Here is a 6374-nt window from a genome sequence, read left to right as displayed (position 1 = left end):
CCTGGCCGTGCGCCCGGCCGGTCTCCTCGGCGAAGCGCTCGGCCAACGCGCCGGCGCGCCGGGACGAATCGTCCAGGGACTTGGTGAAGGAGCCGGCGGATTTCCTCAGCTCGGCGGCGGAGGCGGAGAGCTGCTGGGCCAGCTCGTCGGCGCGGGACCGCAGCGCCTCCGTCGCCCGCCCGATATCCTCGGCCCCGCTCGCCAGCGGCGCGGCGAGGTCGGTGGAAACCCGCTCCGCCACGGAGCGGATTTCGGTTCCCAGCATCTCGCCATAGCGCTGCAGGGCTTCGCCCTGGTGCCGGATCGACAGCTCCGCGCCTTCCCGCAGGATCTGCGTCATCTCCGTCCGGAAATCGTTGAACTGGACGATGATGTCGCGGAATTCGCCCTTCAGCCGCGTCGCGGCCTCGACCAGCTCGAGGCGGGCCTCGCGCTCGACCTCCACCGGGTCGCGCCGGATCTGGCTGACCATGACCCGCAGGAAGATCCCCAGGATCGTCGACAACAGGGCGATGCCGAAATTCGACAGCAGGTTCTCGATCAGCCTGTCGTCCTGGACGGACGCCACCTGGTACAGCGCCATGCCCAGGCTGGTCAGGGTGTAGAGGAAACCCAGGTAATAGACGTTGTCGGCGACGATATCCTCGCGGATCTGCGCGATCTGGATGCTCAGGCAGATCAGCACGTAGCCGACCATGCACACCACGATGCCGAGGCTGATCAGCCATTGCCTGGCGTCGGTGAGCTTGAGGCCGACGATCAGCCCGGCCCCCAGCAGGAAGGCGCTGCCGAACAGGATCTTGTCGGCCACGCCGGAGACCTGGGTCTGGAAGGCCCGGCGCGGCGGCGCCGACTGGCCGTACGTCATCCGAATATCCTCACGATTCTCTCAATGCTGGCACCGTCATCGGTGAAGAAATCCGTCCAGAACGCGATGTGGTCCGCATTCTGGCGCCGCTCCTGGTTCGCCCGGCTGACATACAGGATCTCCACCTCGACGCCCCGCAGGTCGCTCTTCAGCGCGCGATAGGCGTCCGTCTTCGCGAAGTCGCCGAAGGTCTTGGTGCCGTTGTATTGCGAGAAGCTGCGGCTGTGCTGCAGCATGTCGGAGACCAGGACCAGTCGCTTCGGCAGCGGCTTCTTGTCGGGATCGCCGAACTCGGCGACGGCCACGGACTGGACCGTCTCCATGATCGGGGAGGCGTCGCCCTGCCCTGCCGCGACCAGGCTGCCGAGCAGGTCCTGCAGCGGCGTGTCGAAGGCCTCGCGCCATCGTTTCTCCACCAAAGCGGGGTTCGAGGTCAGCTGGCTCAGCCCCTCTCCCCGGCCGGGATTGCACAGCGACAGCGAGGCCCGGGGCGGCTGCTCCGGCGTCTGCCTGACGGGATAGATCGCGACCAGCCAGCCGCGCGGCAGCTCCTCGCGCAGCCCGCGCAGCTTGTTGAGCACGTCGAGACGCTGCACCGGCGACAGCGTGTCCGTCGTGTCGATGAGAACGGCCGCCACCCCGGCGGGGCCGCCGGACGGGCACAGCGTCACCGGGTCGATCTTCGGGTTGGCGCTGGCCGCCTCGACATAGAGCCAGGCGCCGCCGGCGAAGAGGGCACAGGCCGCCGCCGCGATCAGGCCGGCCTTCCACAGGCCGCCCGCCTCCGATGCGCTACGCCTTCTCCGCGGGCGACGGCGTCTCGCGACCATCACTCAATCCCCTGGCAAAGCGGCTGATCCGCTCATATTCGCTGAATGCCTTCTCGAATTCCTCCAACAGTTCGGAGGTTCGCTCCGACAGGACGGCATCGGCCCGCTCGGTGAGCTTCCCCAGCTCGGCCCGCCGGACGGAGGCATCGGCCTCGCCGGCCACCGGCAGGATGGTCGAGAGCGCCACGGGCCTCGTGAAATAGTCCGGCGCGGGAGTGGACCGGTGCCGGATGTTGGTCTCCCGGTACCGCCCGATCAGGGAATTGGCCGCCTGCTGAGTCTGCTCCAGGAACACCGGCAGGGCCAGCCGCAGATGGTCCCGATAGTCGGAGGCCTGGAGGTAGTTCCTGATGCGCGAGGTGATGTCCGCCCGCGCCGCCTTGATGGTGTCGAGCACGTCATCCTTGGTGTCGCGCAGCTCGTCCAGCAGGGCTTCCTTCTCATGGGCATAGTCGGCGATCGAACGCTCCCATCGCCGCCACACATTGCCGAAGCCCGGATAGGGATCGTCCCAGCCATAGCCCTCGATCCAGGCCACCGTGGCGAAGGCGAAGCCGACCAGGACGAGGATCCAGGAGTTGAAGATCGTCAGGCCCAGCGGATCGGCCCAGAACTGGCCCGCCGCCTGCCGCGTCGCGGCCTCCCAGCCGACCAGCCCCGCGACCTCCCGGAAATGTGCGACGAAGAGGTTGAACCCGATCGCGAACACCAGAAATGCGAGAAAGATGATGAGACCAGCCAGCTTCCGGAGCGGGTTCCGATGATTGATCTGGACCGTCATCCTGCCGAACAGGAACGAGAAGAAGATGTTGATCGCGGAGATCGTGCAGGCGGTGAACACGCCGCCGACCAGGCCAAGCTCGTTCGACTCCATGAAGAAGCTGCCGTTGATGATCGATTCCGCGGCCAGCATCAGGAGGATCACCGCCCGCATGATGTGGAGCTTGACGGGCGTCGGCTGGTGGGCGGTCCGGTCCAGGCGATGGCGGCGGCGGAACGTCTCGAGCTCCTCGCGCAGCAGCTTCAGCCTTTCGCCCTGCAGGTAAAGATGATCCGTGCCGAGATGGACGCGTTCGCGCAGCGCCGATACCCCGTCCGAGATCGACATGTCGATCTCGGAGACCTTCCCTTCGACATCCAGGCCGCTCATCCGGTCGGCATAGACCCGCATCTCGCTTTCATAGGCGGATAATCCGATCCGCCGTACCTCCGACACTTCGTCGATGATCTTGGTTTCTACAACATCGAGGTCGGCAGCATCGGTTCTCGGCAAATCTTCCTTGCCCCTGCTCTCCGCCTCTTGCTCTAGGTTAAGCCGCCGGGCGATCGATTCACTGCTGATGGAGGGAAATACCGTCGTCGTAGCGTCAATGTTGCTTGGCGCCAGATTCAAGACGGCCGTCAACGACTTCAGGGACGATCCCATAATCCGACTCAAATCTGATCACCGTATGGATAGACATATCCCCTGTCGGGAACGACGCGTCAATCCGCCCTCGTGCCGGACGCGAACAAATGTAGATCGCTGCCGAGGATGGCCTTTTCACGGCGGACCGGCATGCTAGGTCTTCCATCGATCATCGGAACACCCGCCATAGAGGTCGAGATGAAGCTGGCAGCCCTGTTCTGCGCCGTCCTCTGCGCCGTGTCGATCGCCGCGCCCGCCCTTGCCGGCGACAAGAAGGGGGTCGCGATCGGCCAGAAGGACGCCAACGCGGCCGAGACGACCCAGCAGCTCAACGCCCGCTGGTACTACACCTGGAACACCGACCCGATCGGGCAGGCCGGCGCGGCACAGTTCGTGCCGATGATCTGGTCGAACAGCACCAAGCTGGACCGGCAGGTCGCGCAGCTCGGCCAGGGTTCGAAGCCCTGCGCGCTGCTGGCTTTCAACGAGCCGGACGGCAAGCGCCAGGCCGACATGTCGGTCGATGAGGCGGTCGACGCCTGGGACCGGATCCGTCCCCTCGCCCGCCGCATCGGCAGCCCGGCCGCGGTCAACGCGCTCGGCCCCTGGTTCGAGGACTTCTCCAAACGCATGACCGAGCGGGGCAAGGGCTACGATTTCGTCGCCGTCCACTGGTACGGCGCGCCGTCGGCGAAGAGCTTCCTGCGCAAGATCGACGATATCCACGAGGCCTACGGCAAGCCGATCTGGATCACCGAATTCGCGGTCTCCGACTGGGCGGCGCAGGACGGGAGGACGAGCCGCTATACCGCCGAAGCGACGGAGCGGTTCATGGCGACCGTCCTGCCGGAGCTGGAGCGCCGCCCCTATGTCGAGCGCTATGCCTGGATGGGCGCCGGCGCCTATCGCGCGGCGACGGTCAGCTCGCGGCTCGTTGATGACGACGGCGCGCTGACCCCGCTCGGCCGGATCTATGCCGATTTCGACGGCGATGCCGCCTCGGTTAGCGACGAGCCGGCCTGCGCCGCAGGGCGGTGATGCCCCCTACTCCACGCAGTCCAGCAGGTCGCCGAGTTGGCCGATGCGGCGCTGGATGGTCGCGGCGCGGCCGGCGACGTAGCGCGACGGCTTGCCGGCCGACCAGCCGCGCGGGTTCGGCAGCACCGCCGCCAGCAGCGACGCCTCCCGCGCCGAGAGCTGCGCCGCGCTCTTGCCGAAATAAGCCTGCGACGCAGCCTCAACCCCGTAGATGCCGGGGCCGAGTTCGACCACGTTGAGATAGACCTCCATGATCCGGCGCTTCGGCCACAGCGCCTCGATCATCACGGTCAGATAGGCCTCGAACCCCTTGCGGATGAAGGTGCGGCCGTCCCAGAGGAAGACGTTCTTCGCCGTCTGGTTCGAGATGGTGCTGCCGCCGCGCAGCCGGCCGACGCCGGACTGGTAGCGGTCCCAGGCCTTCTGCATCGAGTCCCAGTCGAAGCCGTCATGGCGGCAGAACAGGTTGTCCTCCGCCGCCACCGCCGCCCTGGCCATCACCGGCGCGATGTCGCTCCACGGCACCCAGTCGCGGTGCCAGCCCTCGCCCTCGAACAGGCGCAGCACCATCAGCGGCGTCGCCGGCACCGGCAGCACGCGGTAGACCACGGTCAGCGCCAGCGGCGCCAGAAACAGGACGGCGAACAGGCCCCACAGGATCTTCGACCACCAGCGCCGCCGGCCCCACCAGCGGCCGAGCGCGCCCGGCAGGGCGAGGCGCGGCAGCGGCAGGCGCGGCAGCCGCCAGCGGGTCGCCGCCCGGCTCGACGCCCGCCGCGCCATCTCAGCGCAGCCAGCGATGCAGCCGCGCCGCCGCCTCTTCCATCTCCTCGGTTGCGCCGGCGAAGGAGAAGCGCATGGTGGCATGGCCGCGCACCGGGTCGAAATCGACGCCCGGCGTCGCCGCCACCCCGGTCTCCGCCAGCATGCGGCGGCAGAACTCGACGCTGTCGTTGGTCAGGTGGCCGATCTCGGCATAGAGGTAGAAGGCGCCGTCGGCCGGTGCCAGCCGGTCGAAGCCGGCGCGCGGCAGCGCCTCCAGCAGCAGACCGCGGTTGCGGGCATAGCGGGCGACGTTGCGGTCCAGCTCCTCGCCGCAATCGAAGGCGGCGACGGCGGCGTATTGCGACAGGGTCGGCGGCGAGATGGTGAGGTTTTGCGCCAGGCATTCGACCGGCCGCAGCAGCTCCTCCGGCAGCACCAGCCAGCCCAGGCGCCAGCCGGTCATCGAATAGTATTTCGAGAAGCTGTTGACGATGATGGCGCTGCCGCTGGTCTGCAGCGCCGTCGCCGTGCCCATGCCGTAGGTGATGCCGTGATAGATCTCGTCCGAGACGAGGCGGATCGACTTCGAGTCGCAATAGGCGGTGAGATCGGCCAGCGCCTCGGGCGACAGCATGGTGCCGGTCGGGTTGGCCGGGCTGGCGATGATCAGCCCGTCGAGCCTGCCGCCGTGCTTCTCCAGCAGCTCCGGCGTCGGCTGGTAGCGGGTGTCCGGCCCGGCCGGGATCTCCACCACCTCGATGCCCAATGCCGTGAGGATGTTGCGATAGGCCGGATAGCCCGGCGCCGCCAGCGCCACCCGGTCGCCGACATCGAAGGCGGCCAGGAAGGCCAGCAGGAAGGCCCCGGACGAGCCGGTGGTGACCACCACCTGCTCCGGCTTCACCGCAGTCCCGTAGGCGCGGCCGTAATGGTCGGCGATGGCCTGGCGCAGCGGCGGGATGCCCAGCGCCACGGTGTAGCCGATCTTGTCGTCGCGCAGCGCCGCCTGGGCCGCCGCTAGCACGCCGGCCGGCGCCGGGGTGCTGGGCTGGCCGACCTCGAGATGCAGCACGTCGCCATGGGTCTTCTCGCGCGCCGCGGCGGCGGTCATCACATCCATGACGATGAAGGGCGGCACCTGGCCGCGGCGGGAGATCTTCATGGCATCGGCACTTCCGAAACGGGCATTGCGCCACCGGGTCGACACAGTCGGCCTCTAGCGTGATGATCCATGGAAACGGATCGCCGGCACGAGGGGAGCGGAGCGTTGGGACGGGTCATTCGGATCTTGGTGCTGGCCCTGGCGACGGTCATCGTCGGGCCCCTCGCGGCGGCCCAGGCGCAACGCATTCCGGTGGTCCGCGACGCCGAGATCGAAACTAGCATCCACAAGATGCTGACGCCAATCTTCCGGGCGGCCGGGCTGAACCCGGAGGCGGTCACCATCTTCCTGGTCAATGACGAC

The 6374-nt window shown here is 67.7% G+C and carries 6 protein-coding genes and 1 pseudogene; 2 read left to right on the top strand and 5 right to left on the bottom strand.

Features of this window, described 5'->3' with window-relative positions:
* From ABDW35_RS29820 to ABDW35_RS29810, 3 genes are all read right to left on the bottom strand, one after another.
* Positions 1 to 868: hypothetical protein (locus ABDW35_RS29820; protein WP_343717480.1), on the bottom strand; the 868-nt coding region annotated here is incomplete at its 3' end.
* Positions 865 to 1698 carry a hypothetical protein gene (locus ABDW35_RS29815; RefSeq protein ID WP_343717479.1) on the bottom strand — a complete coding sequence of 278 codons (834 nt, stop codon included), beginning with the start codon at positions 1696 to 1698 and terminating at the stop codon, positions 865 to 867. The genes ABDW35_RS29815 and ABDW35_RS29820, both read right to left, overlap by 4 nt.
* The gene (locus tag ABDW35_RS29810) at positions 1661 to 3124 is read right to left on the bottom strand and encodes a hypothetical protein (RefSeq protein ID WP_343717478.1); all 1464 of its coding nucleotides are present in this window, start codon (positions 3122 to 3124) and stop codon (positions 1661 to 1663) included. The genes ABDW35_RS29815 and ABDW35_RS29810 overlap by 38 nt, the downstream gene beginning before the upstream one ends.
* Positions 3125 to 3304: 180 nt before the next feature.
* Here ABDW35_RS29810 and ABDW35_RS29805 point away from each other — a divergent pair, with 180 nt between their 5' ends.
* Entirely contained in the window at positions 3305 to 4144 is an 840-nt protein-coding gene (locus ABDW35_RS29805; RefSeq protein WP_343717477.1) for a glycoside hydrolase family protein, read from the top strand.
* Between the two features lie 6 nt (positions 4145 to 4150).
* Here the strand turns inward: ABDW35_RS29805 and mtgA are convergent, their stop codons facing one another.
* Together mtgA and ABDW35_RS29795 are read right to left on the bottom strand one after the other, a co-directional pair.
* Positions 4151 to 4927, bottom strand: a complete 777-nt coding sequence (gene mtgA, locus ABDW35_RS29800; RefSeq protein ID WP_343717476.1) for a monofunctional biosynthetic peptidoglycan transglycosylase — start codon at positions 4925 to 4927, stop codon at positions 4151 to 4153.
* Position 4928: 1 nt separating this feature from the next.
* Positions 4929 to 6071 (bottom strand): aminotransferase class I/II-fold pyridoxal phosphate-dependent enzyme, encoded by a 1143-nt coding sequence (locus ABDW35_RS29795; protein ID WP_343717475.1) that lies wholly within the window; start codon positions 6069 to 6071, stop codon positions 4929 to 4931.
* Positions 6072 to 6176: 105 nt separating this feature from the next.
* On the opposite strand from ABDW35_RS29795, the pseudogene ABDW35_RS29790 reads away from it, so the two are divergent.
* Positions 6177 to 6374: pseudogene (locus tag ABDW35_RS29790) on the top strand (M48 family peptidase); the annotation flags it as partial.

The organism is Inquilinus sp. (genome assembly GCF_039594555.1).
Taxonomy (GTDB): Bacteria; Pseudomonadota; Alphaproteobacteria; order DSM-16000; family Inquilinaceae; genus Inquilinus.
This window is presented reverse-complemented; position numbering and strand designations above follow the sequence as displayed.